Source organism: Polaribacter sp., assembly GCF_024639685.1.
Taxonomy (GTDB): domain Bacteria; phylum Bacteroidota; class Bacteroidia; order Flavobacteriales; family Flavobacteriaceae; genus Polaribacter.
In genome coordinates this window covers 192,125-216,318 of the sequence record NZ_JAHEHX010000003.1, presented here as the reverse complement: position 1 = coordinate 216,318, position 24,194 = coordinate 192,125, and the positions used below count along the sequence as shown (strand labels likewise).

Sequence of the window (24,194 nt, the reverse complement as noted above, 5' to 3'; positions counted from 1 at the left end):
AAATGTAATAATTGTTACTTAATAAAAGTGGTAAAAATTTTACCTTTGGCAAAAGTAGAGAAATTTTAAAGTTATGGTGTTTAAAAAAGGAACAAAAATATATAGTATTGCAAACGGAAAATGCCCTAAATGTCATGAAGGAAAATTCTTTACACATGGAATTACTTTCAATCCTTCAAAAATTACCCAAATCCACGATACTTGCTCTCATTGTAATTTAAAATACATGATAGAACCTTCTTTCTTCTATGGAGCTATGTATATTAATTACGGAATTACGGTAGCTATTTCTGTAACCATTTTTTTAATTGCAAAATTGGGTTTTCAATTCGATTTATTAAATTCTTTCTTTACAGTTTTAGCGGCTTTAATAATTACAGCTCCTTTAAATTTAAGACTGTCTAGAATTTTGTGGATTAATATGTTTGTAAGCTATGATGAAAAGGCTAGTAAAGATTCTAATAATAAGAAAGAATAATCCTATTCGAATCTTTTAATATCTATTTCTGAGTCTATCTCTTCTCCTTTTTCTAAGTGATTAAAAAGTGCTTTAGCCATTGTTGGTGCAATCATTACTCCTCTTGTGCCTAAACCATTTAATATTGCCAAATTAGGAAAAGCTGGTTGAGTACCTACTAAAGGTCTTCTGTCTTTAATAGTTGGTCTTATTCCTGCTGTTTGCGATAGTATTTTATAGGGAACATTAATAACCTTTTCTAATTTTTCAATTAACTCTTCTCTGCCTTTTTTTGATGGAGTTGAAGTTTTATCTGACCAATTAAAAGTTGCACCAACCTTGTACACATCATCCCCTAAAGGAAGCACAAATAGGGTTGACTTTAATTGGAAATCTATTTTTAAACTCGGAGCATGAATGGTAATCAATTCGCCTTTCACCTCATTCAAAGGTAAATAATTGAAAAAAATATTTTCTCTCATTCCAAAACCTTCACAAAAGACAATTCTATTTGCAGCAATATCTTTATAAGCCAAGTGATTTGGATGAAATTTAATTAGTTGATGATTAAACTGCTCAAATTTAATTAGTGCTCTTTTTTCTAAATAAGCTCTATACGTATCCACTAATTTTTTAGTGTCAATTCTACCTGTTTGCTTTACATTACCAAAACCAAAATCAGCAATAACACCTTCTTTTTTCTGATGATCTAAATCTGCATCTAAATAATCTATTAATTTAGAATTATCTAAAGCAGCAAACCAATTGTTCTGATCCTCTATTGATTTAAATACTTTTTTAGTTTGAAATTTATAATCAAAAGTAGTTTGAAATTTATGTTCTAAATCCTCGTAAAAGGGTAAAGCGATTTGCAATTGTTCTTTAGCGTTCCAAACTGGCGTAAATCTTTTTAGAATTACAGGGTTATAGACCCCACCTGCTACAAGTGATGAAGTCTGAGAACTGTCTTCAAAAACAACAAAGTTCTTATTTGCGTTTATAAGTTGCTCTGCAAAGGCTAAACCAGCTAAACCTAAACCAACTATGATGTAATCTAATTTCACGCTGTAAAAATACTTAAGTTTTGTTTTAATTGAAAGTCATGACTGTACTTATAAACTAGTCTAACCCTTATTATCTTAATTTTTTGAGCTCTTTTTGAAGAATTAAAAAAAAACGAGTGCAAAAACTATGAAATAACTACAAACAAAAAACGCTTGCTTTCGCAAACGTTTTTCATATTTTCAGGATAGAACTTTAGTAGTTCCACATGTCTATTTCTCTATTTCTAATATCTTCTTTAATTTTATTAGCCTCTAACAACTGAAATAAAGAGTTACCTCGAATATAATCTTCTATAGCTCTGTTACCATAAATATTCTCTTCTCTTACTATTACAGAATTAAAACGTCTTGCGTTTAATAAATGGTCATAAGATATTGGCTGAGAAGCATTCATTGGATTAAAAACTTTTGATTCGTGTAAAACTTGTCTTGCATTTGGAAAAAAGATCCAAAACAACTCATACAAATTATCGTCTTCAACATTTTCTACACCTAAAGTTTGCACATCTTTACCCATAGGAGCAAGAGCTAACAAACGGTATTTCATTTCTCCTTGACGCTTATCAAAATACCACATTCCTTTTAACATGTACCCTACAACATCTTCTGTCTGGATTCTAAATGTATCTACATAACCATTTTCATCTCTTATATTTACCAAACGGGTATCAATTTCGTCTTGAGTAATTTTAGAATTAAAAAAAGAATCGGTATAAGCCTCCTTTATTTTTCCTTGCTTAATTCCTTTTATTAAAGTATCGAACAAAGATCTTCTATCTGAAGAAATATTTGTGGTGTCTATTGGAAAATAGTAAGGCAAATTAATTTTCTGATTTAAATCTACAAACTCCCAAACTACCTTAGACCACATTACATCTCTATCATCTACATAACCATAAGGAATTGGGCCATCATTATTTACTTCTAACCTTTCTATACTACTTTTACCTATTTCATCTGCAGATTTTGCATTAAGCACATTAGCTTGTGCTTGAATAAAATTTACTGATAAACAGAAAAGAAATACGAGTATAAAATTTCTAACCATAATTTATATTTTTAATTTGTCAGCTCTATGTTAACTGGTAATACTTTCTTAAATGGAGTACCATTACCGTAAGTTGCTTTAATATCATAAATATTGATAATATCTCCTCTCCTAGCTTTTGACAATACCTTTTTGGCAGCTGCACTTAATTTAGTTCCGTTTACAATTATTGTTAACTCACCAGGAACTTTAATTTTAAAACTCTGAACTTTAATTTTTAAATCGAATTCAAAATCTGGTAATCCTGCATTAATTGGTGCATTTGCTAAACCTGATTTTGGCATTCTTACAGTACCATATTGATTTCGCACAGAACCCATTGCTGCTGGTATGTCTTTAATTCTAAATGTTGCTTTTGAATTTACACTTTTACCACTACTTAATTTTGCACTTACATTAATTGTTGCAATATTTCCAGAACCCGGTCTAATAACATAACCAGCACCTGACTTAGTTAATTTACCTCCTGAAGCAGAAACACTTAAATTACTGGCAGCAACGCCAGGTAAAGAAACAGATATTGGATTGTCTAACCCTCTATACACCACATTCATTTTATCTGCAGAAACAACTGCAGAACTTGGCTCTGCTATAACTGAATATTTGCTTTCAAAAGGAACAGGAACTTCCTCTCCATTTTCTCTAAAGAAAATTGTACCTTTTATTGTTTTCTCTCCGACATTACCTGTAGGCATGTCTAAAATTACTTGTCCATTCTTTACAGCATCTGTTGCATCTTTTCCATTTAAAACAACCTTATCTGGCACTAATGATGCATCATATCTTCCTAAAACTACTTCACCTGTAACTTTTTCACCAGAAAAATAAGCACTCTTATTTAAACGAACAATACCAGTATAATTGTTTAATGACAATGCTTCTTCTAATTTACCACCTAAAAGATTGGTAACAACATCAGACTCTGTATTTCTGATATCAGCTTGCATTTGTGTAAGATTTGTTAAAGAGGCAACCAAAGGGAATCCTTCATACCTATATTTTAGCCATGGTACTTTAACACCATCACTATCAATTAAGGTATTAGTATTAAATCTATCATTTAAAACGGAAGAAAACTGATTGTTGTTTCCTAAAGTTTCATTGATTTTTGTCCTGTAATTATTGATTATATCTAAAAATTCTTGACCTTCTTTTGTATACCCATCTCCTTTAAAAAAGTAAGTATCTAAAAAAAGCGTCTTATCCATAGACTCATAATCTTTGGCATCTTCTAAATCTGCAGTCATTTTAGATTTTAAATTTTCTAAATAACTATAAAAATTATCAGATAAACTTTTAACTTGAATTGCCTGTCTATTTAATTCTCCAAATTTAGCTACTTGCTCAGAAGCCTTTGTCTCTAAGTTTGCATATGCTTGATTATTTTTTTCTGTTGTAGAAAAATTGTTTGCCTCTAACTTTTCATTCATAAAACCAAAAGCAGATAAAACCTCTTTACTCATTTGCATAGCTAACATTGCTATAAAAACAAGGTACATTAAGTTTATCATCTTTTGTCTTGCCGACATTTTTCCTCCTGCCATATCTTAAATTAGTTTGTTGTGATTAAAATTAATTATAACTAATTATTTGCTTGACATTGCAGATAACATATTCCCATACACTCCGTTTAAAGAAGACAAGTTTTTAGCTAAAGAATCCATTTGCTCTTTTAACCTTTCTGTGTTCTCTACTACAGCTGCGTTTAATTCAGCCTGTTTGCTAGAGTTTTCTACTTGTATTTTATATAAGTTATTTAATGATTCCATTTGAACAGCAGCCATAGACATTTGCTCATTGTATTTATTTGTTGACGAAATAGATTCTGATGCTGCAGATAAGCCTTCTGCTGCACCTTGAAAGTTTTTCATACTACTTCCTAAGTTTTCCATCAACTGGGCATCTATTTTGGCTTCATTTAATAAATTATCTAGTTTTTGAGACAATAAGCCCTCTGCACCTGTTTTCTCTTTTGAAGAAACAGTTTCATCTGCTAATTCTGGATATACTCTTGACCAATCAAGGTCTTCTTCTGGACTTTCAAAGGCAGATAAAAAGAAAATAATAGCTTCTGCAATTAAACCAACTGCTAAAACTGTAGATCCATTTAAAGGACCAAAACTAATATGATTCAACTTGAATAATGCTCCTAAGATTACAATTGAAGCTCCAACATTATATGCAATATTAAATAGTTTCTTTTTAGTTTGAGATTGTGCCATGTTTATATTTAAATTTTTATTTAATTATTATTTGTCTGTTGTTCCTATATAATTTTGAACAGTTCTAAAGCCAATGTAACTTCTAGCAGTATCAGCATATTCGTAGTCTCTTGAGCCTACTTCTAAGTAATATGCTACGTCTTTCCAAGAACCTCCTCTAATTATTTTTCTTTTATTTTTTCTATCTTCTACGTTTGGATTCATTGTTGAGGCCATGTAATAAGATGATAGGTTGTAGGCAGTGTTTGTCCACTCTGAAACGTTACCTGCCATGTTATATAATCCATAATCATTTGCGTTAAAAGATTCTGCTTCCATAGTGTATAAAGCACCATCTACTGCATAATTACCCCTAACAGGTTTAAAATTCGCTAAGAAGCAACCTCTATCACTAGTTGTACTTCCTGTACCCCAAGGATATGTTGCAAACTCTAAACCACCTCTAGCTGCGAACTCCCATTCAGCTTCTGTTGGTAATCTAAAATCTGGAACTTGAGTAGTATTCTTTTTAGCGCTTAGATAGTCATTTTTCTTTTTGGTTCTCCAATTACAAAATGCATTTGCTTGCCCCCAAGAAACTCCAACAACAGGATAATCTCCATAAGATTGATGAGAAAAGTAATCTTGATGCATTGGGTCGTTATAAGAATAATTGAAATCTTTTACCCATACTGTTGTATCTGGGTAAATATTTAGAACCTCAGTCTGAACAAAATCTTTTCGATCACCACCTTTTCTTGCTGCATTATCTCTATCAAACCAAGAATATTTATATTTTAAATATTTTGTATTAAAAGTTCGCACTCCATCAACAGCTTCATCTCGGCTAATATAAAGTGAATCCATTACCTCTACGTAATCAACATCGGGATAATCTTCTTTATTCCAAACTAAATCTTCTTCCCAATTTAAAGGCTGTATTGTATCAAATTGATAATAATTTTCATACATATACCTTTGGTAAGGAGTCGAGTTTGCTAAAGTATCTTTAAATTTATACAATTGAATACCAGTGGCTCTATTATTTCCGGTAGCATTTGATGTTGCTCCTAAAGCTGCAAATTCCGCTTGGTAAGCTAATCTAGTTCTTACTACTGAGTCTCTTACCCAAAGCACGAATTCTTTGTATTCATTATTAGTAATTTCTGTTTCGTCCATAAAATAAGGCCTAACAGTAACTGTTTTTGTTGGAGAATTCATTGTACCAATAATATCTTCATCTTGCTTACCCATTGTAAATGAACCACCTGGAACCAAAACCATACCATATGGTTTTTCAGAGAACCATTTTTTCTTAGCTTTAACGCCTACTAATTCTCCTCTATCATTAGAACCACAACTGTAAAAAACGGTTATTAAAAGTGCAAATATTGCTGCTTTCTTCATATTTTGTATTTGTCTTTACTAAAAGTTCGTAAACCTATTATTTTTTTTGCTAAAATACAATGTTGAAACTGTATTTTAACGTATTCAATTTCATAATATTTATGATGCCATCATTTTTTGCATGGCTTTATACCACTTTTCAGGTATTTTTTGATTTGTTGCCTCTGTATAGTCTTTATAAGTACATGGTATTAACGCATGCCTTTTGTATTTATTATCTGATAAAATATTAATCTCTATCCACCATCTCCCTGTTTTATGACTCTTGTAAAAAATTAATGGATCATCATCGTCTAATAGCACGGTAAACTTTTGGTAATTCTCTTTGCCAGAAAAAGGATAATCTTTTACTCTAGCATTTACTCCTTCAATAAAATACCAAATCATTTGAGCTATTAAATTTGCTGTCTGAGAATTGACATCTAATTTTGAATTGTATTCATAAATTCCAAAGGATGTTACTTTATCACTTAATCCTGCATACCTAGAAATAGCACAAATTTCTTCACCATAAAATCCATTAGGAGATGCATTATTATTTGCTGGGGCCTCACTTTGTCTAACCGCGCCTAAATCAATAGAAACAATATCTGCGTTCCTGAAAGCAGGCTCTATAATTTCTAGTTCCTTTGCGTTACCTAATCTGTAAGCATCAAAATACAAGCTATCTAGAAGCTGAATTGATTCTTGTGAATTAAAATAAGTTTGATAACCTACATTACAATAATTAAATAAGTTATTCGGCGTTTGCATGATAATTTTACTCAAATACGATTGAGAAGATAATTGATCATCTAAAGAACCTAAATCAAAACGACTATCTACAGTTGTAATATTTACAGTTTGCTCTAAAGCATCATAAGCTCTGTAGTTTATATAAGTAATATCTTGGCCACCTCCTATAATTATTGGTATAATATTTCTTGTTAATAAAGCAGTTAGAATTTCTGAGACGGCAAAATAAGTATCTGAAACTTCTGCCCCTTTTGTAATATTTCCTAGATCTACAATTTTCGTGTTCCAGTTTCCTGGAAAGAGAGCATATAATTTTTTCCTAACCAAGAACAAGTCCTCTCCGCATCCAAAATTATTTTCAGAATTTCGATCTTCTTGCACACCAAAAATTGCAATTTGTGCTCCCTCTATATCAGGAAAGTCATTTTTATTTGTATGAATATTAATTTTATTCCCAAGACACGATTCAGGTTGTAGAGCTAAATTAGCTAGTAAAATGTCTTTTATAGGAGTTAAAAAATCTTTGATCATTACGTAATTTTCAAAATGTAAAAACCAAAAATACTATTTCTTTTTAACTGTTTTTCTCTTTGTTGTTTTTTTCTTTGAGGCTTTTTTCTTTGGAGTTTTGGCATCGATCATCTTAACCGCGTCTTCCTTAGATAGTTTTTCTATTTTTGTTGTTTTTGGTAACTCTATTTTAATTTTACCTTTTAAAACATTAAACCTTCCCCATCTTGCTTTTTCTACACGAATGCCAACATCTTCCCAGTTATGGATAACTTTATCAATCTCCTTCTGCTTTTTAAGTTCTATTAATTCTATAATATCTTCATCAGAAAGGTTATCAAAATCATACTTTTTATTCACGTTAATGAACATATTATTCCACTTAATAAAGGGACCAAATCTACCAACCCCTTTTTGAACAGGTAAATCTTCGTAATGATAAATAGGTGCATCAGCTTTTTGCTTAGTTCTAATTAATTCTTCAGCTCTAGGTAAATCAACGTCCATCGGGTTTTCACCTTTTTCTAGAGATACAAACATTTTCCCAAAACGGATGTAGGGTCCGAATCGACCGTTAGAAACCACAACTTCTTCATCTTCATAAACGCCTAGCGTTTTTGGCAATAAAAATAACTCTAAAGCTTCTTCTAATGTAATTGTACCTAAATTTTGATCTTTATTTAAACTAGCAAATTGCTTTTCCTCGTCATCTGGAGCTCCAATTTGAGCAATAGGTCCAAATTTCCCTAAACGCACCAAAACTGTTTTTCCTGAAACTGGATGATCTCCTAATATTCGTTCACCACTTTCTCTTTCAGCGTTCTCTTTTACATCTTCTACGTTATCATGAAAATTGATGTAGAACTCTTTGATCATTTTTATCCAATCTTCGTCTCCTTCAGATATGTTATCGAAAGAATTTTCAACTTTTGCAGTAAATCCAAAATCTAAAATATTAGAGAAATTGGCTACTAAAAAGTCGTTTACAATGTTTCCAATATCAGTGGGCACTAACTTGTTTTTATCTGAACCTGTTTTTTCTGATAATTGATTACTTTTTACAGCACCATCAGACAAAATAAGTTGCTCATAAGTTCTTTCTATACCCTCATTCTGCCCCTTTTCTACATAACCTCTTCTCTGAACAGTAGAAATTGTTGGTGCATAAGTAGATGGACGACCAATACCTAATTCTTCTAATTGCTTTACCAAAGACGCCTCTGTAAACCTATAAGGTGGACTTGTAAAACGCTGCGTAGCGTTGATAAAAATATAATCTAAACCTTCATTAACTTTTAGATTAGGCAGCATTCCTGCTTGCTCTTCATCATCATCATCTTTGCCTTCTAAATATACTTTTAAGAAACCTTCAAACTTAATCATCTCTCCATTTGCGGTAAAGATTTTTGAGTTTTCAGAGTTTTCTATTTTAATATTAGTTCTTTCTAATTGAGCATCACTCATTTGTGAAGCCAAGGTTCTTTTCCAAATTAAATCATAGAGCCTATTTTGATCATATTCGGTATCAATAGCATGCATTTTCATGTTCGTTGGTCTAATCGCTTCATGGGCTTCTTGTGCACCTTTGGCTTTAGACTTAAACACTCTTTGCTTACTATATTCTTTTCCGTAAGAAGCAATAATTTCTTCTTCGGCTTCATTTCTTGCATCAACAGATAAATTTACACTATCTGTTCTCATATAAGTTATTAAACCCGCTTCGTATAAACGTTGTGCAACTTGCATTGTTCTACCTACTGCAAAGCCCAATTTACGTGATGCTTCTTGTTGTAAGGTTGATGTTGTAAATGGTGCTGCTGGTGATTTCTTTGCAGGTTTTTTAGTTAAATCTGCAATGTTAAAATCAGCATTAGCACAAGACTTTAAAAAGTCTTCTGCAGCTTTTTTAGAATCAAAGTTTTTAGGAATAGTTGCTTTAAACTTTTTACCTTCATTATTGGAAAATTCAGCAACTACTTTAAAATGTGTTTCTGGCTTAAAATCTTGTATACTTCTTTCTCTTTCTACAATTAATCGCACTGCAACAGATTGCACTCTACCTGCAGATAAACCACCTTTTACTTTACGCCATAAAACTGGCGACAATTCATACCCCACAAGCCTATCTAAAACTCTACGTGCTTGCTGAGCATTCACCATATGGTAATCTATATCTCTAGGATTTTTTACAGCTTTAAGTATTGCTTTTTTAGTTATTTCATGAAAAACAATTCGTTTTGTACTATCTTCTTTTAAATCTAATTGCTCTTTTAAATGCCAAGCAATAGCCTCTCCTTCTCTATCCTCATCACTTGCTAACCAAACAGTTTCTGCCTTTTTTGCTAAACTTTTTAGTTTTTTAACAACTGGTTTTTTATCATCAGAAACAATATATTTAGGCCTAAAATCACCCTCTACATCTATCCCTAATTCTTTCGATGGTAAATCTGCAATATGCCCATAACTCGATTCAACTTGATAATCTTTACCAAGAAATTTTTCGATTGTTTTTGCTTTTGCTGGTGACTCTACTATTACTAAATTCTTCGCCATATATTTCATTTTATCAATCAAAACCCATAAAAAATAGGTAAATTTTGAAGTACAAAAGTAGTTAGTTTTTTATTAAAAAAAATCTTTTCACAAAAATTAGCTAGATAATTAACAGAAATACAACATTAATTTTCTGCCAATCTGTCATAAAATACAAAATTGATTGTATCTTTGTCTAACTTCAATTTACAAAATAAAAGATGCAAGAAGTAGAGAGAATTATTGACGAAAAAATACAAGGAAAAGCACTTGTTACAGAAAATAAGAAAGAGAACACTAAAAAATTATTTATAGAAAGCTATGGCTGTCAGATGAATATGAATGATAGTGAAATTGTTGCAGCTATTTTAGACAAAGAAGGTTACAATACTACTCAAATACTAGAAGAGGCAGATTTAGTTTTAGTAAATACGTGTTCTATTCGTGAAAAAGCAGAAACTACAGTTCGTAGAAGATTACAAAAATATAATGCTGTAAAACAAGTTAACAAAAAAATGAAAGTGGGCGTTTTAGGCTGTATGGCTGAACGCCTAAAAGAAAAGTTTTTAGAAGAAGAAAAAATTGTTGATTTAGTTGTAGGTCCAGATGCTTATAAAGATTTGCCAAACCTTTTAGAAGAAGTTTATGAGGGAAGAGATGCTGTAAATGTTATTTTGTCAAAAGAAGAAACCTATGGAGACATTTCACCAGTTCGTTTAAACTCTAATGGAGTATCTGCTTTTGTATCTATAACTAGAGGTTGCGACAATATGTGCACATTTTGTGTAGTCCCTTTTACTAGAGGAAGAGAAAGAAGTAGAGACCCAAAAAGTATTTTAGAAGAAATACAAACTATGATAGATAAAGATTTTAAAGAAATTACTTTATTAGGTCAAAATGTTGATAGTTTTTTATGGTATGGAGGAGGCTTAAAAAAAGATTTTATAAAGGCTTCAGAAATGGCACGAGCAACCGCTGTTGATTTTGCTCAGTTGCTAGACATGTGTGCTACTCAATTTCCAAAAACACGTTTCCGTTTTTCTACCTCTAACCCACAAGATATGAGTTTAGACGTAATATATGTTATGGCAAAACACAAGAATATCTGCAAGTACATTCACTTACCAGTTCAAAGTGGAAGTAATGCCATGTTAAAAGCCATGAATAGACAACACACTCGTGAAGAGTACATGGAGTTGGTAGATAATATATTTAAGATTGTTCCAGAAATGGCCTTGTCTCAAGATATGATTGTTGGCTTTTGTGGAGAAACAGAACAAGATCATCAAGACACCTTAGATTTGATGGAGTATGTTAAATATGATTTTGGATTTATGTTTGCCTACTCTGAAAGACCAGGAACTTTAGCTGGCAAGAAAATGGATGATGATATACCTGCTGCTGTAAAGAAAAGAAGATTAACAGAAGTAATCGATTTACAACAAAAACATTCTTTATTCAGAACTCAACAACATTTACGCAAAGTAGAAGAAGTTCTTATAGAAGGTACTTCTAAGAAAAACCCTAATGAATGGAAAGGTAGAAATACTCAAAACACTGTTATTGTATTTCCAAAAGAACAATATAAATTAGGGGATTTTGTAAATGTAAAAGTAGAAGATTGCACCTCAGCTACCTTAAAAGGAATTGCTGTTGGATATTCAGATAATAATTAATTTTCAGAAAAAGAAATTAAAGGTAAGCACAAACCTTATCTAATTTCTTTTTTATGAATTCTAAGAAAAGAAAATGGAAAACTTACAAGCATTAAAACAACGCTTTGGAATTATTGGAAACGATATTCATCTAAATAGAGCTTTGGAGAAAGCGGTTAGAGTTGCACCTACTGACATTTCTGTACTTGTTACTGGAGAAAGTGGTGTTGGTAAAGAAAGTATTCCTAAAATTATTCATTCACTTTCACATAGAAAACACGCAAAATATATTGCTGTAAACTGTGGAGCAATTCCTGAAGGTACAATTGATAGTGAACTTTTTGGCCACGAAAAAGGAGCATTTACAGGAGCAACTCAAGATAGAAAAGGTTATTTCGAAGTTGCAGATGGAGGTACGATTTTTTTAGATGAAGTTGGTGAATTACCGTTAACTACTCAAGTTCGTTTGCTACGTGTTTTAGAAAATGGAGAATTTATAAAAGTAGGTTCTTCAAAAGTTTTAAAAACTAATGTGAGAATTGTAGCAGCTACAAACGTTAATATGCAATCTGCAATTGAAAAAGAAAAATTCAGAGAAGATTTATATTACAGATTGAGTACTATAGAAATTAACCTTCCTGCTTTAAGAGAAAGGAATAGTGATATCCACTTACTATTTAGAAAATTTGCTTCTGACTTTGCACAAAAATATAGAATGCCATCTATTCGTTTAGACGAGAATGCAGTAAACCTTCTAGCTAATTTTCGCTTTCCTGGTAATATCCGTCAACTTAAAAACCTTGCCGAGCAAATTTCTGTGATTGAAGAAGAACGAATTATTTCAGCAGTTAAACTACAACAATATTTACCCAATACATCAGATAACTTACCCGCAATTATAGGTAGTAAAAAAGAAAACGACTTTTCTACAGAACGTGATATTATGTATAAGATTCTTTTTGATATGCGTAATGACATTAATGATTTAAAGAAACTAACTTTAGACTTAATGAAAAATGGAAATGTAGAAGAAGTGCAAGAAGAAAACCACAGGCTTTTAGAAAAAATTTACAACAATAAAGATTTAGAAGACCTAGATATTGAAGTATTAAACGTTCCTCAACAGAATAAAACAGCAGAAGATAATTACGATTTCATTGAAACAATTGAAGAAGATGAATCTTTATCTTTACAAGACAAAGAAATAGAAATGATAAAAAAATCACTTGAAAAGAACAATAACAAACGTAAATTAGCTGCTAAAGAATTAGGGATTTCTGAACGAACGCTATACAGAAAAATAAAACAATACGATTTATAGGAAAATGTGTAATTTTTTAATCGTCGAAATGTGTAATTGAAAATGTCAGTTCGAGTGATTTTGAAAAATGAAAAATTGTATCAAGAACTTTAAAAATATGAAAAAAATAATAGTATCATTAGTAATATTTACAACACTAATTGGTTGTGGCGCCTATTCTTTCACAGGAGGTAATACAGGAGATGCAAAAACCATACAAATTGACTTTTTTCCAAACCAAGCTCCCCTTGTTGAACCTGTTTTAACACAACGTTTCACCAATGACCTACAAGATCTTTTTACAAGACAAACTAATTTAACACTTACTAATTCTAATGGCGATCTATATTTTAGTGGAGAAATAACTGGATATAGAATAACACCAATGAGTGGAACATCTAATCAAACTGCAGCACAGAACAGACTAACTGTTACCGTAAATGTTCGTTTTGTAAACAAACTAGTAGAGGAAGACGATTTTGAAAAAACATTTTCTTTTTATTCTGACTTTGACGCAAATGCACAATTATCTGGAAGCGTTCTAGAAACTGCGTTAGATGAAATTTTAGAAAGAGTTATTCAAGATATTTTTAATGCATCAGTAGCAAAATGGTAAAATCTATTTTAAAAATTTAAAAATTATAATCATTGGAAATAGCAGAATTTAAAGATATCATAACAAAAAAAATAGAGATTCATGATGTAGAAACTACAACGCTTAAATCTGTTATCGATACATATCCCTATTTTCAATTAGCTCAAGTACTTTATTTAGAAAAATTAAAAAAAGATAGCAGTTTTAAGTATAATAAACAATTAAAGAAAACTGCAGCGCATACAAAAGATAGAAGTATTCTATTTGAATACATTACATCTCCTAAATTTTCACAAAATAAAAAAAGTACAAAGCAATCAAAAACTGATTTTACTACTACTGCAGAAGATGCAGATATTACTCCTTTAACGAACAACGCAAAAAAAGAACTAGCTGTAGGAGAGCCTTTACAATTTAAAAGTACAGAAAGCTATTCATTTAACCAATGGCTACAACTGTCTACAAAGAAAACGATTCAAAGAGAGAAATTACCCAAAACAGATCAGAAAAACAAAGCAGATTTAGTCAATAAATTTATAGAAAATAACCCAAAAATAGAACCGTTATCTAAAGACAAAAACATAAACATTCAACTGCAAGCAAACCGACAGGATAATTCTCTAATGACAGAAACATTGGCAAAAGTATATTTAGAGCAAAAAAAATATGAAAATGCAATTCAAGCCTATCGAATTTTAAGTTTGAAATATCCAGAAAAAAGTGGTTTCTTTGCAGACCAAATAAAAAGAATAAAAATTTTACAAAAAAATAAATAATGAGTTATACAGCTTTTATAATATTAATTTTAATTGTAGCAGTAGCTTTAGTATTAATAGTAATGGTTCAAAATCCTAAAGGAGGAGGCTTATCTTCTTCATTTGGTGGCGGAGGTGCACAATCTTTAGGTGGTGTTCAAAATACAAATAACTTTTTAGATAGAACAACTTGGACTTTAGCAATAGCTATGTTTGCATTAATTCTACTATCTAACGTTGCAATACCAAGAGGTGGTGAAAACGACGTAAACCTAAACAACACGTTAGACGGTATTGAGACTTCAGCTCCTGTAGAGAACACACTACCAACAGCAAACGATACTATCAAATAAAAATTCATCAACAATAAAAAAAACGTCAACGTAAATGACACGTTGGCATTTTTTTTTGCAATGATTTTCTGTTTAAAAATCATTCAAAGAAAATTTGTCAGTTTTTAACATGTGGCATAACTTCTGACCATTTAAAAACGTAAAAAATAATTTTATTAATCAAAATTTATAAAACAATGGGATTAAACATTAAACCTTTAGCAGACAGAGTTCTTGTAGAACCTGCGCCAGCAGAAACAAAAACGGCATCTGGATTAATTATTCCAGATAACGCAAAAGAGAAACCACAAAAAGGAACTGTAGTTGCAGTCGGTAATGGTAAAGTTGATGAGCCTTTAACTGTAAAAGTCGGAGACACTGTTTTATATGGTAAATATGGTGGAACTGAATTAAAGTTAGAAGGTAAAGATTATTTAATGATGCGTGAATCAGATATTCTAGCAATTGTATAAGTAAAGCTATTTGCTTTTGGCTATTGGCCTTTAGCAAAAAAATAAAAATTAATGCAAACTATTTTAGCTAAAAGCCAAAAGCTTACAGCTAAAAGCAAAAAATAAAAACAAAATGGCAAAAGATATTAAATTCGATATTGAAGCAAGAGACGGTTTAAAACGTGGAGTTGATGCATTAGCAAATGCAGTAAAAGTAACTTTAGGACCTAAAGGAAGAAACGTAATTATTTCTAAAGCATTTGGAGCACCAACTGTAACTAAAGATGGTGTTTCTGTAGCAAAAGAAGTAGAATTAGAAAATGAGCTAGAAAATATGGGAGCTCAAATGGTAAAAGAAGTTGCCTCTAAAACCAACGATTTAGCTGGTGATGGAACAACAACTGCTACTGTTTTAGCACAAGCAATTGTAAAGGAAGGTTTAAAAAACGTTGCTGCAGGTGCAAACCCTATGGATTTAAAACGCGGAATTGACAAAGCTGTAGAAGCAATTGTTTCTGACTTAGAAAAACAAACACAAAAAGTTGGTAACTCATCTGATAAAATTCAGCAAGTAGCTGCAATCTCTGCAAATAATGATAATACAATCGGAGACTTAATTGCACAGGCATTTGGTAAAGTTGGTAAAGAAGGTGTAATTACTGTAGAAGAAGCAAAAGGTACAGATACTTATGTAGATGTTGTAGAAGGTATGCAGTTTGATAGAGGATATTTATCTCCTTACTTTGTAACTGATGCAGATAAAATGATTGCAGATTTAGAAAACCCTTATGTATTATTATTTGATAAGAAGATTTCTAACTTACAAGAAATTTTACCAATTTTAGAACCAGTATCTCAATCTGGTAGACCTTTATTAATTATTGCAGAAGATGTAGATGGACAAGCATTAGCAACTTTAGTAGTAAACAAATTAAGAGGAGGTTTAAAAATTGCTGCTGTAAAAGCTCCAGGTTTTGGAGACAGGAGAAAAGCAATGTTAGAAGATATTGCAATTTTAACTGGAGGGACAGTTATTTCTGAAGAAAGAGGTTTTTCTTTAGAAAATGCCACGTTAGATTTATTAGGTACTGCAGAAGGTATTACAATTGATAAAGACAACACAACAATTGTAAATGGTTCTGGAGATGCAGATGCTATTAAAGCAAGAGTAAATCAAATTAAGGCGCAAATAGAAACTACTACTTCTGATTACGATAAAGAAAAATTACAAGAACGTTTGGCTAAGTTAGCTGGTGGTGTTGCAGTTTTATATGTGGGTGCTGCTTCTGAAGTAGAAATGAAAGAAAAGAAAGACAGAGTAGATGATGCTTTACATGCAACTAGAGCTGCAGTAGAAGAAGGTATTGTTGCAGGTGGTGGTGTTGCTTTAGTCCGTGCTAAAAAAGTATTAGAGAAATTAGCTACAGAAAACTTAGATGAAACTACAGGTGTACAAATCGTAAATAAGGCAATTGAAGCTCCTTTAAGAACTATCGTAGAAAACGCAGGTGGTGAAGGTTCTGTAGTAATCAATAAAGTTTTAGAAGGTAAAAAAGACTTTGGCTACGATGCTAAAACTGAAACTTATGTAAACATGTTAGATGCTGGTATTATAGATCCTAAAAAAGTTACAAGAGTTGCTTTAGAAAACGCAGCTTCTGTTGCTGGTATGATTTTAACTACTGAGTGTGCTTTAATAGATATTAAAGAAGATGCACCAGCAGGGGGTGGAATGCATCCAATGGGTGGTGGAATGCCAGGAATGATGTAACACTAAATGTGTGAAAGTAATAATCTCACTCTTGTGAAATTATGATAAAAAAAATCCGTTATAAATTTCTAACGGATTTTTTTATTTAATTTACTTTAGCATTAAATCAATTTCAAAATCATAAAAATTGCCATAAAAATCATAATAGAATTTTCTATAAACGTAGCTTTTGTCATTGGTAAATTTAAAACTGAGCCTAAGCAAGCACATTTAATAGTTTGTTTACTCAACAGAGATTTTGTAACTCCAACTGTTGTAATACCTAAAATTACAATAGTAAATATTAGGGCTGGCATTATTTGAAAATGCATTAAAAAGCAAAATCCTAAGACTAATTCTATAAAAGGATAAACCAAGCCATATTTAGGTAAGGTTTTGGCTACAGGATCATACATAGCAAAACTTGTAGCAAAACCTTTTACATTTAAAAACTTAAAAAAACTAAAGACCACATAAAATAACCCCATAAAAGTGTACATAAATTCAGCAATTTGCCAATCTCTGTAATGTATTAAAATGGATGCAGTAGTAATAAAAGTAAATATTAAAAACAGTGGATACAATTGCTTTATTTGAGATGTTTCTTCCTCTTTAAAAATGGTATCTACATTTTCTATCTTTTCAGAAATTACAAATTTATCTGCTAAACCAGTTTGCAAATTCTGAACTGAAATTTCATCATTTAGCAAAACTTCTACTTCCTTTTTTTCGAGGTTAACTGTAGCTTCAACAATTTCAATAAATTTCAATAATGATTTTTCAACAGAATTTTTACATCCATTGCAAGTCATACCAGAAACTGAATATGTTTGTTTCATCATAATTTTAATTCTTTTTTTGTTTTTTCAAATCTACTTCATGATCTAACACAATTTCATCATCCCTATATTTACAACAAGGATGTACAGAATTATAGGCTTCTAATTTTGCTTCTAACTTTTTACCATCTCCTAATAAAATATCATGTCCAACTGCTAAAATATTTTTTTGAACAGCTGCAACATCAGTTTTGCGTTCGTCCATAATTAAGTTTAACTGATGTGTTTTTGTACTCCAAATTGCAAATTTTACACCTTTGGCTTTTAAAGCCGCAGTTTCTATTCTTTTTTTGCACATGCCACAAATACCATCAACATTCATTACTACTTTGGCATTTTTATCCTTTTTTATTTCTTGTTGTTTTTCTTGAGATTGCATTGTGAATGCAATTAAAAAGATACTGATCGTTAAAATTATATTTTTCATTGTCTTTATTTTAAAAATTATTATTGTTTTACTTTATTTTAAATCGTAATCCTGCATAAATTGAACGTCCAAAAATTGGGGCATATACTATTGTAGTATCAAAATTTGCACCAAAAGGAGTATCACTACCTAAAATAGGATTGTTTTGTTTTACATTTGTTAAGTTTTCGCCTCCAACATAAACTTCAAATTTACTAGAAAAAACTCTGGTGATTTGCGAATTTAAAAGCTGATAAGGCTCTGCATTTTCTGGTAATTGATATTGAATAGAGTTTGTGCTTGTATTTGGCAAACGTTGTTCGCCAATGTTATTGAAAGTCACATCGAATTTCCATTGAGAGTCTTTCATAGTTAAATCTGTTTCGTATGATAAATTAGCAAAGAAACGATCTTGAGGCTGAATAGGTTTTTGCAAGTTTCCGCTTTTATAATCTGTAGAAATATCGAAATACTTATAAGCCGTTCTTAAATTTAAATTTTTAGCGAGCTCATAATTTACTTCCACTTGAAAACTATTTGCAATACTGTTCCCCTCTAAATCGTAAAAAGAAATGGCTTGCGGATTTTCCCAATCCACAACTACTTGATTTTGGAAACTCGTTTGGTAATAGTCGAAAGTAATATCTCCTTTCTTTTCAAATACATTGAATTTCTGTAAATACGAAACTCCGTAATTCCATGCAATTTCAGGGTTTAATCCGTAAATATTACCACCAGCATCATCTATATTAATTTGTCTAGCACTTGCAAACAATTGTTGGTTTTCAGCAAAAATATTAGCACTTCTTTTTCCTCTTCCAACAGATGCTCTCAAGACACCTTTATCCCAAGGTACGTATCGCAAATGCAATCTTGGTGTTATAAAAGTTCCTAACAGATTATGAGTATCAATTCTTAAACCAGCAGTTAAGCTAAAATTATCTAAATTATCATAGGCATACTCAAAAAATCCTCCAAAAGAATTTTCGTTTCTATCAAAAATTGTAGCATTTACTAATTCATCATAATTGTCATACGTAAAACTCAACCCTGTTTTAAACTTGTTTCTAGTATCGCCAATAATAGAATTAAAAATTAAATTGGAATACATACTTTCATGCTGAATATCATACACATTTAAACCAAAATAAGAATCTTGTTGATGGTTGCTATAAGCCATTTGAAAGCCTATACTTTGAAAAGGCATTTCTGGAAAAACATAACCTAACTTTAAAGAAGTATCAAAACGTTTGGTATCTATTTCACTTCCCCAACTATTAGTTGTCCCTCTATCCATCTCAGGATTAAAATTGAGTTCTCCTGTTTGATTTTCATCATTCAAAAAACGAACATTAATAAAACTTACCCAACCTTTTTCTGCATCTGTATACTGCCATCTGTTCATTATATTTATTTGATTGGATAATGGCATGTCTAGAAAATCATCATCATTATTATCAAATTTTTGTCCCCTATAATTTCCATGCACATACAAACCTGTATTCCATTTATCTGATACTTTTTTATTGAAATGAGTGTTCAATTCAAAACGGCCCATTTGAGAACCATAGGCATTTAAGAAAAAGGAATTGTCTGTTAAAGGCTTTACCAGTTCTGCATTAATTTGGCCAGAAATACTCTCGAAACCGTTTACCACAGAACCTGCACCTTTTGTAATTTGTATACTTTCTACCCAAGTTCCTGGTGTAAATGTGAGTCCGAAGACCTGACTTGAACCTCTAACAGCAGGAATATTTTCTTGTGTAATTAATAAGTAAGGGCTAGTTAACCCTAACATTTGTATTTGTTTTGTACCTGTTAATGCATCTGAGAAACTTATATCGATAGAGGGATTTGTTTCAAAACTCTCCGCTAAATTACAGCACGCTGCTTTTAGCAACTCCTCAGAATTTACAGTAAACATATTTACAGTTGCAAAAGAATTTTTCTGAACAGCATTTCTTTTACTATTTATTGTAATTTCTTCTAACTCACTTTCTGGTTTTAAAAAATAGTGAATAGGTGCTAAACTATTTATGGTAAGCGTATCTGTTTTGTAACCTAAATAACTAACTACAAGTTTTTTATATTCTTTATTATAAGGTATAGTAAACCAACCTTTACTGTTGGTTATTGCACTTACATTGGTGTTTAACCAAAATAAAGTTGCTCCTTCTACACCCAAATTATCTTTAAAATTGTTTTTTTCCATAATCATTCCTTTAAAAGTAGTTTGCGAAAAGATGATTATTGGCATAAATAGCAACAAACTATTTATAAAATATTTTTTCATTTTAATTGAATTTATTTAATGATTGTACTCTATGAATTTTAATAAAAAACATAGCTTTTCTGTTTAAACTTTAGCTAAAGCGTAAACATGTGCATAGAAATCTAATGGCAAATGCCATTAAAAACCTACTTAAATAAAAATCAAATTAAAAAATTTTGGTAAAGAACCTGATAATCTATTGGAATATCTGGTGGAGAAAAGTCTTTGTAAAAATTATTGTTAGATTTACTTTTTACAAATATATCTTTATAAGTAGCAATAAAAGTCGTTAAAAATTGTTGCTTTTTAAAAGACAAACTGACTGCTTTTTGTATTTGAAGTTCTTTTTGACCTTCAATTTCTTGCACCTCATCTTTACAACAGTTTTTCATTTTAGCTTCAGATGCTTTGCCCATCTGCATTTCACAACCTTCAGCTTCTCCTGTAAAAGAAATATCCACTAAAAAATCACCACAAAAATGAGTATCAACCGTAAAAGAAAAGGTTGAAAATAAGACTAAAAAAGCTAGTGTAAAGGATGCTATTTTTATTGAAAATTGTTTCATTATAATAATACAAATTTACAAAAAGATATTTTAACTTTGTGTTAAATATTAACTGTAAGGTTTTATCATAAAAAACGATATTCTTTATGTTAAATCTTTAGAAAACAGCTTATGAATACAGCAGTAATTCAAGAAAAAATAGATGTTATAATTGCATCAACAAAAACAAAAGAAGAAAAATTACAAGAAATTTGTGATTACCTAGAAAGTGAAATTTCTTATTATGATTGGGTTGGTTTTTATTTTAAAAATGGCAATAAAGAAGAATTAAAATTAGCACAATACACAGGAGAAGAAACAGAACACACTATAATTCCTTTTGGTAAAGGGATTTGCGGACAAGTTGCTGTTAGTAATGAGAATTTTATAGTGCAGGATGTTTCTGAACAAGATAATTATATCTCTTGTGGCTGGAAAGTAAAATCTGAAATTGTAATTCCTATTTTTATAAATGAAGTAAATATTGGACAAATAGATATAGATTCTCATACTGCAAATATTTTTACAAAAAAAGATGAAAATCTTTTAGAATATGTTTGCAAACAGGTTTCAGGTATTTTGTAAATTGGATACCATCCTTCACTAAAATGTTAATTACTTAGTATTTTTGTTACTATCTTTTCGTTGTGTTTTCTTTAACGATTACTTAGATTTGCTCGATTAACAACACAACTTGTAATGAGCACTTCAAAAACAATTAAATCAGCATTAATATCAGTATTTCATAAAGATGGTTTAGCACCAATAGTTCAAAAATTAAATGAACTAAATGTGACCATTTACTCTACAGGAGGTACAGAAAAATTTATTAGAGAATTAGGTATAGATGTAGTACCTGTAGAAGATGTAACCTCTTATCCTTCTATATTAGGAGGTAGAGTAAAAACATTACACCCTAAAGTTTTTGGAGGTATTTTAAACAGACAAGACCATGAAGGTGATATTGCTGAAATGAAAGAATACAATATTCCTCAGTTAGATTTAGTTATTGTTGATTTATATCCTTTTGAAAAAACAGTTGCTTCTGGAGCACCTGAAAAAGATATAGTAGAAAAAATAGATATAGGTGGCATTTCTTTGATTAGAGCTTCTGCCAAAAACTTTAAAGATACGTTTACGGTTTCTTCTATGGAACAATATGATGAGTTCTTAGAGATTTTATCTTCAAATAATGGAGAAACTTCTATAGAACAACGTAAAAAGTTTGCTGCAAAATCATTTAATGTTTCTTCACATTACGATACTGCCATCTTCAATTATTTTAATGAAGATGAAGTTGTATATAAAGCAAGCGAAACAAGATCTAAAACTTTAAGATATGGAGAGAACCCTCATCAAAAAGGATATTTCTTTGGTGATTTAGATACAATGTTCGATAAATTACATGGTAAAGAATTAAGCTACAACAATCTTTTAGATGTTGATGCAGCTGTAAATTTAATGAATGAATTTATTGGTGAAGATCCAACATTTGCGGTTTTAAAACACAATAATGCTTGTGGTTTTGCACAAAGAAATACAATAAAGCAAGCTTATGTAGACGCTTTAGCTGGTGATCCTGTTTCTGCTTTTGGTGGTGTATTAATTTCTAACACAGAAATTGATGCAGCAACTGCTGAAGAAATTCATAAATTATTTTGCGAGGTTGTAATTGCTCCTTCATATTCTAATGAAGCGCTAACTATTTTAAAAGGAAAGAAAAATAGAGTAATTTTAGTTCAGAAAACCACAGAATTACCTTCTCAAAATGTTAGAACAGCTTTAAATGGACTTCTTATACAAGATAAAGATGCCAAAACAGATACTTTAGAAGATTTAACTTACGTGACTAATACAAAACCAACAGAGACGGAGTTAAAAGATTTATTATTTGCTTCAAAAATATGCAAACACACAAAATCTAACACTATTGTATTTACTAAAAACAATCAGCTATTAGCAAGCGGTACAGGACAAACAAGTAGAGTCGATGCTCTTAGACAAGCCATTGAAAAAGCTACAAGTTTTGGGTTTGATTTAAATGGAGCTGTAATGGCTAGCGATGCATTTTTTCCTTTTCCAGATTGTGTAGAAATAGCTGGTAAAGCTGGAATTACAAGTGTTATTCAACCTGGTGGTTCTATAAAAGATAAATTAAGTATTGATTACTGCAATGAAAACAATTTATCTATGGTAATGACAGGTACAAGGCATTTTAAACATTAATTAAAATAAAAGTTACACAAGTTTATTTTTTTGTAAATTTGATAGAGTACACTTTAATTTAAGATTTAATTTCTATGGGTTTTTTTGACTTCATGACAGAAGATATTGCGATTGATCTAGGAACCGCAAATACACTTATTATACACAATGGAAAGGTTGTTATAGACAGCCCTTCTATAGTTGCTAGAAACAGAATTTCTGGAAAAATAATTGCTATTGGTAAAGAAGCAAACCTAATGCAAGGTAAAACACATGAAAATATTAAAACAATTCGTCCATTAAAAGACGGAGTTATTGCAGATTTTCAAGCATCAGAAGAAATGATTAAGGAGTTTGTAAAACAAATTCCATCAATAAAAAAGAAATTATTTCCACCCGCTTTACGAATGGTAATATGTATTCCTTCAGGGATTACTGAGGTAGAAAAAAGAGCCGTTAGAGATTCTGCAAAACATATGAATGCTAAAGAAATCTACCTAATTTACGAACCTATGGCTGCTGCTATTGGTGTTGGTATAGATATTATGGAGCCAAAAGGAAATATGATAATAGATATAGGTGGTGGTACTACAGAAATTGCAGTTATTGCTTTAGGTGGTATTGTTTGCGATCAATCTGTAAAAGTTGCTGGTGATTTATTTACGAGTGATATTATGTACTACATGAGAACTCAGCATAACTTACATGTTGGTGAAACTACTGCAGAGAAAATTAAAATTCAAATTGGAGCAGCAACTGAAGATTTAGATACTCCTCCAGATGAAATGTTAGTTCAAGGTAGAGATTTACTCAGTGGTAAACCTAAGCAAGTACAAGTATCCTTTAGAGAAATTGCAAAAGCGTTAGATAAATCTATTTTAAGAATTGAAGACGCTGTAATGGAAACTTTATCTAATACTCCACCAGAATTAGCTGCAGATATTTACAACACAGGAATTTATTTAGCTGGAGGTGGCTCTATGTTAAGAGGATTAGATAAACGTTTATCTCGTAAAACTGATTTACCTGTATATGTTACTGAAGATCCTTTAAGAGCTGTAGTTCGCGGAACAGGAATTGCTTTAAAGGAACTAGAAAAATATAAAAATATATTAATGAACTAGCGTGAGTAGT

22 protein-coding genes are annotated in these 24,194 nt (G+C 31.0%); 11 read left to right on the top strand and 11 right to left on the bottom strand.

Annotated features, from left to right (window positions below; all coding sequences use genetic code 11):
• Positions 1-73: 73 nt before the first annotated feature.
• On the top strand, positions 74-478 hold the full coding sequence (locus Q0L44_RS03220) for a DUF983 domain-containing protein (RefSeq protein ID WP_296635204.1): 405 nt from the start codon (positions 74-76) through the stop codon (positions 476-478).
• A gap of 2 nt (positions 479-480) precedes the next feature.
• Here the strand turns inward: Q0L44_RS03220 and Q0L44_RS03215 are convergent, their stop codons facing one another.
• From Q0L44_RS03215 to topA, 7 genes are all read right to left on the bottom strand, one after another.
• Positions 481-1,521 (bottom strand): FAD-binding oxidoreductase, encoded by a 1,041-nt coding sequence (locus Q0L44_RS03215; protein WP_296635202.1) that lies wholly within the window; start codon positions 1,519-1,521, stop codon positions 481-483.
• Positions 1,522-1,714: 193 nt separating this feature from the next.
• A complete protein-coding gene (gldN, locus tag Q0L44_RS03210; protein WP_296635199.1) occupies positions 1,715-2,569 on the bottom strand; it encodes a gliding motility protein GldN in 855 nt (284 codons plus the stop codon).
• Between the two features lie 11 nt (positions 2,570-2,580).
• Complete coding sequence (gene gldM, locus Q0L44_RS03205; protein ID WP_296635198.1) at positions 2,581-4,113, bottom strand: gliding motility protein GldM; 1,533 nt, start codon at positions 4,111-4,113, stop codon at positions 2,581-2,583.
• Positions 4,114-4,155: 42 nt separating this feature from the next.
• Entirely contained in the window at positions 4,156-4,791 is a 636-nt protein-coding gene (gldL, locus tag Q0L44_RS03200; protein ID WP_296635197.1) for a gliding motility protein GldL, read from the bottom strand.
• Positions 4,792-4,818: 27 nt separating this feature from the next.
• Positions 4,819-6,177 (bottom strand): gliding motility lipoprotein GldK, encoded by a 1,359-nt coding sequence (gene gldK, locus Q0L44_RS03195; RefSeq protein ID WP_296635195.1) that lies wholly within the window; start codon positions 6,175-6,177, stop codon positions 4,819-4,821.
• 99 nt (positions 6,178-6,276) lie between these two features.
• Positions 6,277-7,443 (bottom strand): formimidoylglutamase, encoded by a 1,167-nt coding sequence (locus tag Q0L44_RS03190; protein ID WP_296635193.1) that lies wholly within the window; start codon positions 7,441-7,443, stop codon positions 6,277-6,279.
• Between the two features lie 33 nt (positions 7,444-7,476).
• Complete coding sequence (gene topA / locus Q0L44_RS03185) at positions 7,477-9,975, bottom strand: type I DNA topoisomerase (protein WP_296635191.1); 2,499 nt, start codon at positions 9,973-9,975, stop codon at positions 7,477-7,479.
• Between the two features lie 200 nt (positions 9,976-10,175).
• On the opposite strand from topA, the gene miaB reads away from it, so the two are divergent.
• From miaB to groL, 7 genes are all read left to right on the top strand, one after another.
• A complete protein-coding gene (miaB, locus tag Q0L44_RS03180) occupies positions 10,176-11,630 on the top strand; it encodes a tRNA (N6-isopentenyl adenosine(37)-C2)-methylthiotransferase MiaB (protein WP_296635188.1) in 1,455 nt (484 codons plus the stop codon).
• A 73-nt stretch (positions 11,631-11,703) separates the two neighbouring features.
• Complete coding sequence (locus tag Q0L44_RS03175) at positions 11,704-12,930, top strand: sigma-54 dependent transcriptional regulator (protein WP_296635185.1); 1,227 nt, start codon at positions 11,704-11,706, stop codon at positions 12,928-12,930.
• A gap of 97 nt (positions 12,931-13,027) precedes the next feature.
• Entirely contained in the window at positions 13,028-13,525 is a 498-nt protein-coding gene (locus Q0L44_RS03170) for an LptE family protein (protein ID WP_296635182.1), read from the top strand.
• Between the two features lie 32 nt (positions 13,526-13,557).
• On the top strand, positions 13,558-14,280 hold the full coding sequence (locus tag Q0L44_RS03165) for a hypothetical protein (RefSeq protein WP_296635179.1): 723 nt from the start codon (positions 13,558-13,560) through the stop codon (positions 14,278-14,280).
• Positions 14,280-14,612, top strand: a complete 333-nt coding sequence (gene secG / locus Q0L44_RS03160; RefSeq protein WP_296635177.1) for a preprotein translocase subunit SecG — start codon at positions 14,280-14,282, stop codon at positions 14,610-14,612. Before Q0L44_RS03165 ends, secG begins: the two co-directional genes overlap by 1 nt.
• A 176-nt stretch (positions 14,613-14,788) precedes the next feature.
• On the top strand, positions 14,789-15,064 hold the full coding sequence (locus Q0L44_RS03155) for a co-chaperone GroES (protein ID WP_296635173.1): 276 nt from the start codon (positions 14,789-14,791) through the stop codon (positions 15,062-15,064).
• 112 nt (positions 15,065-15,176) lie between these two features.
• Positions 15,177-16,814 carry a chaperonin GroEL gene (groL, locus tag Q0L44_RS03150; RefSeq protein ID WP_296635171.1) on the top strand — a complete coding sequence of 546 codons (1,638 nt, stop codon included), beginning with the start codon at positions 15,177-15,179 and terminating at the stop codon, positions 16,812-16,814.
• Between the two features lie 101 nt (positions 16,815-16,915).
• On the opposite strand, the gene Q0L44_RS03145 is transcribed toward groL, so the two are convergent.
• The 4 genes from Q0L44_RS03145 to Q0L44_RS03130 all read right to left on the bottom strand — a co-directional run bounded on the left by Q0L44_RS03145 (position 16,916) and on the right by Q0L44_RS03130 (position 20,876).
• Positions 16,916-17,635: a MauE/DoxX family redox-associated membrane protein gene (locus Q0L44_RS03145; RefSeq protein WP_366085018.1), complete on the bottom strand. Its 720-nt coding sequence runs from the start codon at positions 17,633-17,635 to the stop codon at positions 16,916-16,918.
• Between the two features lie 4 nt (positions 17,636-17,639).
• On the bottom strand, positions 17,640-18,059 hold the full coding sequence (locus Q0L44_RS03140; RefSeq protein WP_296635168.1) for a cation transporter: 420 nt from the start codon (positions 18,057-18,059) through the stop codon (positions 17,640-17,642).
• Positions 18,060-18,087: 28 nt separating this feature from the next.
• A complete protein-coding gene (locus tag Q0L44_RS03135) occupies positions 18,088-20,331 on the bottom strand; it encodes a carboxypeptidase-like regulatory domain-containing protein (RefSeq protein ID WP_296635166.1) in 2,244 nt (747 codons plus the stop codon).
• A gap of 140 nt (positions 20,332-20,471) precedes the next feature.
• Positions 20,472-20,876 (bottom strand): hypothetical protein, encoded by a 405-nt coding sequence (locus tag Q0L44_RS03130; RefSeq protein WP_296635164.1) that lies wholly within the window; start codon positions 20,874-20,876, stop codon positions 20,472-20,474.
• A 111-nt stretch (positions 20,877-20,987) separates the two neighbouring features.
• Between Q0L44_RS03130 and Q0L44_RS03125 the strand changes: the two genes are divergently transcribed.
• The 3 genes from Q0L44_RS03125 (at position 20,988) to Q0L44_RS03115 (ending at position 24,184) form a co-directional block, all read left to right on the top strand.
• Complete coding sequence (locus Q0L44_RS03125) at positions 20,988-21,440, top strand: GAF domain-containing protein (RefSeq protein ID WP_296635160.1); 453 nt, start codon at positions 20,988-20,990, stop codon at positions 21,438-21,440.
• Positions 21,441-21,554: 114 nt separating this feature from the next.
• Complete coding sequence (purH, locus tag Q0L44_RS03120; RefSeq protein WP_296635159.1) at positions 21,555-23,081, top strand: bifunctional phosphoribosylaminoimidazolecarboxamide formyltransferase/IMP cyclohydrolase; 1,527 nt, start codon at positions 21,555-21,557, stop codon at positions 23,079-23,081.
• Positions 23,082-23,155: 74 nt separating this feature from the next.
• The gene (locus tag Q0L44_RS03115; RefSeq protein WP_296635157.1) at positions 23,156-24,184 is read left to right on the top strand and encodes a rod shape-determining protein; all 1,029 of its coding nucleotides are present in this window, start codon (positions 23,156-23,158) and stop codon (positions 24,182-24,184) included.
• The last annotated feature ends 10 nt before the right edge of the window (positions 24,185-24,194 follow it).

Excerpts from the sequence above, each read along its gene's own strand:
- Q0L44_RS03220 (WP_296635204.1), top strand. The coding sequence starts at position 74 with ATGGTGTTTAAAAAAGGAACAAAAATATATAGTATTGCAAACGGAAAA.
- gldN (WP_296635199.1), bottom strand. The coding sequence starts at position 2,569 with ATGGTTAGAAATTTTATACTCGTATTTCTTTTCTGTTTATCAGTAAAT.
- gldM (WP_296635198.1), bottom strand. The coding sequence starts at position 4,113 with ATGGCAGGAGGAAAAATGTCGGCAAGACAAAAGATGATAAACTTAATG.
- gldL (WP_296635197.1), bottom strand. The coding sequence starts at position 4,791 with ATGGCACAATCTCAAACTAAAAAGAAACTATTTAATATTGCATATAAT.
- gldK (WP_296635195.1), bottom strand. The coding sequence starts at position 6,177 with ATGAAGAAAGCAGCAATATTTGCACTTTTAATAACCGTTTTTTACAGT.
- Q0L44_RS03190 (WP_296635193.1), bottom strand. The coding sequence starts at position 7,443 with ATGATCAAAGATTTTTTAACTCCTATAAAAGACATTTTACTAGCTAAT.
- topA (WP_296635191.1), bottom strand. The coding sequence starts at position 9,975 with ATGGCGAAGAATTTAGTAATAGTAGAGTCACCAGCAAAAGCAAAAACA.
- miaB (WP_296635188.1), top strand. The coding sequence starts at position 10,176 with ATGCAAGAAGTAGAGAGAATTATTGACGAAAAAATACAAGGAAAAGCA.
- Q0L44_RS03175 (WP_296635185.1), top strand. The coding sequence starts at position 11,704 with ATGGAAAACTTACAAGCATTAAAACAACGCTTTGGAATTATTGGAAAC.
- Q0L44_RS03170 (WP_296635182.1), top strand. The coding sequence starts at position 13,028 with ATGAAAAAAATAATAGTATCATTAGTAATATTTACAACACTAATTGGT.
- secG (WP_296635177.1), top strand. The coding sequence starts at position 14,280 with ATGAGTTATACAGCTTTTATAATATTAATTTTAATTGTAGCAGTAGCT.
- Q0L44_RS03155 (WP_296635173.1), top strand. The coding sequence starts at position 14,789 with ATGGGATTAAACATTAAACCTTTAGCAGACAGAGTTCTTGTAGAACCT.
- groL (WP_296635171.1), top strand. The coding sequence starts at position 15,177 with ATGGCAAAAGATATTAAATTCGATATTGAAGCAAGAGACGGTTTAAAA.
- Q0L44_RS03145 (WP_366085018.1), bottom strand. The coding sequence starts at position 17,635 with ATGATGAAACAAACATATTCAGTTTCTGGTATGACTTGCAATGGATGT.
- Q0L44_RS03140 (WP_296635168.1), bottom strand. The coding sequence starts at position 18,059 with ATGAAAAATATAATTTTAACGATCAGTATCTTTTTAATTGCATTCACA.
- Q0L44_RS03135 (WP_296635166.1), bottom strand. The coding sequence starts at position 20,331 with ATGAAAAAATATTTTATAAATAGTTTGTTGCTATTTATGCCAATAATC.
- Q0L44_RS03130 (WP_296635164.1), bottom strand. The coding sequence starts at position 20,876 with ATGAAACAATTTTCAATAAAAATAGCATCCTTTACACTAGCTTTTTTA.
- Q0L44_RS03125 (WP_296635160.1), top strand. The coding sequence starts at position 20,988 with ATGAATACAGCAGTAATTCAAGAAAAAATAGATGTTATAATTGCATCA.
- purH (WP_296635159.1), top strand. The coding sequence starts at position 21,555 with ATGAGCACTTCAAAAACAATTAAATCAGCATTAATATCAGTATTTCAT.
- Q0L44_RS03115 (WP_296635157.1), top strand. The coding sequence starts at position 23,156 with ATGGGTTTTTTTGACTTCATGACAGAAGATATTGCGATTGATCTAGGA.